The sequence below is a fragment of the uncultured Caballeronia sp. genome, assembly GCF_964243625.1.
Classification (GTDB): Bacteria; Pseudomonadota; Gammaproteobacteria; order Burkholderiales; family Burkholderiaceae; genus Caballeronia.
In genome coordinates this window covers 1-2,639 of record NZ_CAXTGZ010000755.1, presented here as the reverse complement: position 1 = coordinate 2,639, position 2,639 = coordinate 1, and the positions used below count along the sequence as shown (strand labels likewise).

2 protein-coding genes are annotated in these 2,639 nt (G+C 61.8%); both read left to right on the top strand.

All coding sequences use genetic code 11. The features are described from left to right. Positions 1–1,800, top strand: a 1,800-nt coding sequence (gene tkt, locus ACFFAR_RS30430; protein WP_375509144.1) for a transketolase, incomplete at its 5' end; no start/stop codon positions are given. A 68-nt stretch (positions 1,801–1,868) separates the two neighbouring features. Then, positions 1,869–2,639: type I glyceraldehyde-3-phosphate dehydrogenase (locus ACFFAR_RS30425; RefSeq protein ID WP_375509143.1), on the top strand; the 771-nt coding region annotated here is incomplete at its 3' end.

Here is a 2,639-nt window from a genome sequence, read left to right as displayed (position 1 = left end):
TCGTTGCTGCACCTGACCGGCTACGACCTGCCGATCAACGAACTCAAGAACTTCCGCCAACTGCATTCGAAGACGCCGGGACACCCGGAATACGGCATCACGCCGGGCGTTGAAACGACCACCGGCCCGCTTGGCCAGGGCTTGGCGAATGCGGTCGGCATGGCGCTCGCTGAAGCGCTGCTCGCCGCCGAGTTCAACAAGGACGGCGCGAAGATCGTCGATCACCACACGTACGTGTTCCTTGGCGACGGCTGCATGATGGAAGGCATCTCGCACGAAGCGTGTTCTTTCGCCGGGACGCTCAAGCTGAACAAGCTGATCGCGCTCTACGACGACAACGGCATTTCAATCGATGGCCACGTCGAACACTGGTTCCACGACGACACCCCGAAGCGCTTCGAAGCGTACGGCTGGAACGTGATCCGCGCGGTCGACGGCCATAACGTCGACGCGGTGGACGCTGCTATTGCGCAGGCCAAGAACTCGGACAAGCCGACGCTGATCTGCTGCCGCACGACCATCGGCAAGGGTGCGCCGACCAAGCAAGGCAGTCACGATTCGCACGGCGCGCCGCTGGGTCCGAAGGAAATCGCAGACGCCCGCGCAGGAATGGGCTGGACGTGGGAGCCGTTCGTGATCCCGCAGGAAGTCTATGCAGCGTGGGACGCGAAGGAATCGGGCGCGCGTGCTGAAGCCGAGTGGAACAAGCAATTCGATGCCTACCGCGCGAAACATTCGGCCGAAGCCGCCGAGTTCGTGCGCCGCATGAAAGGCGAATTGCCGGCGACGTGGGCACAGGACGCGAAGAACATCATCGAAGCGGCAAATCAAAAGGGCGAAACCATTGCCACGCGCAAGGCTTCGCAGCAGACGCTGGACGGCCTTGCCGCCGCGTTGCCGGAATTGCTGGGCGGCTCCGCCGACCTGACGGGTTCCAACCTGACGAACTGGAAGGCGTCGAAGGCGGTGCGCGCCGGCGAGACCTCGAACCAGATCCAGTGGGGCAACCACATCAACTACGGCGTGCGCGAATTCGGCATGAGCGCGGCGATCAACGGCATGGTGGTGCATGGCGGGTATCGTCCGTTCGGCGGCACGTTCCTGACGTTCTCGGACTATAGCCGCAACGCGCTGCGAGTCGCCGCGCTGATGAAAGCGCCGTCCATCTTCGTGTTCACGCACGATTCCATCGGTCTGGGCGAAGATGGTCCGACGCACCAGTCAGTCGAACAAACTTCGAGCCTGCGGCTGATTCCGCACTTACACGTATGGCGTCCGGCGGATACCGTCGAGACCGCTGTGGCGTGGACGTCGGCGATCGACTACAAGGGACCGTCGGCCCTGATCTTCACGCGTCAGAACCTGCTGTTCTCGGCACGCAATGACGTGCAGATCGCGAATATTGCAAAGGGTGGCTACGTGCTGCGTGACTGGAACGACGACATTCCCGCGCGCAAGATCATCCTGATCGCCACGGGTTCGGAAGTCGAACTGGCGCTGAAGGCGGCTGAGAAGCTGGCGCAGGAAGGCATCGGCGCGCGGATCGTGTCCATGCCGTGTACCAACGTGTTCGATCAGCAGGACGCCGAGTATCGTGAGCGCGTGTTGCCGAAGGGCGTCGTGCGCGTGGCAATCGAAGCCGGCGTGACGGATTTCTGGCGTAAATATGTGGGTCTCGAAGGCGGCGTGGTGGGCATCGATTCGTTTGGCGAATCCGCGCCTGCCGGCGAGCTTTTCAAGTATTTCGGCTTTACCGTCGAGCATGTCGTGGAGACGGCGAAAGCCGCGCTCGCGGGCTGAACGGACGCTTTGACGAGCGGACCGGCAGCAGCGAACTGAACTTTTTTTCAGCCATCAGGAGATAGACCATGACGATTCGCGTTGCAATCAACGGCTACGGCCGGATCGGCCGCAATACGCTGCGCGCCTTGTACGAAAACGGCAAGAAGCATGACATCGAGATCGTTGCCATCAATGATCTCGGCGATGCCAAGACGAACGCGCACCTGACGCAGTACGACACGGCGCACGGCAAGTTCCCGGGCGAAGTATCGGTTGACGGCGACTACCTCGTGGTCAACGGCGACCGCATCCGCGTGCTGGCCAACCGCAATCCGGCCGAACTGCCGTGGGGCGAGCTGAACGTGGACGTGGTGCTGGAATGCACGGGCTTTTTCACGACGAAAGAGAAGGCCAGCGCCCACATCAAGGGCGGCGCGAAGAAGGTCATCATCTCGGCGCCGGGTGGCAAGGACGTCGATGCGACCATCGTTTATGGCGTGAATCATCACGTGCTGAAGGCGTCGGACACGGTGATCTCGAACGCATCGTGCACGACGAACTGTCTCGCACCGCTCGTCAAGCCGCTGAACGACAAGATCGGTCTGGTGAATGGCCTGATGACGACCATTCATGCATACACGAACGACCAGGTCCTGACGGACGTGTATCACGAAGACCTGCGCCGCGCGCGCTCGGCCACGCACAGCCAGATCCCGACGAAGACGGGCGCGGCGTCGGCGGTGAGCCTGGTGCTGCCGGAATTGGCGGGTAAGCTGGATGGTTACGCTATTCGCGTGCCGACCATCAATGTGTCAATCGTGGATCTGTCGTTTATTGCTGCACGCGACACGACGGTT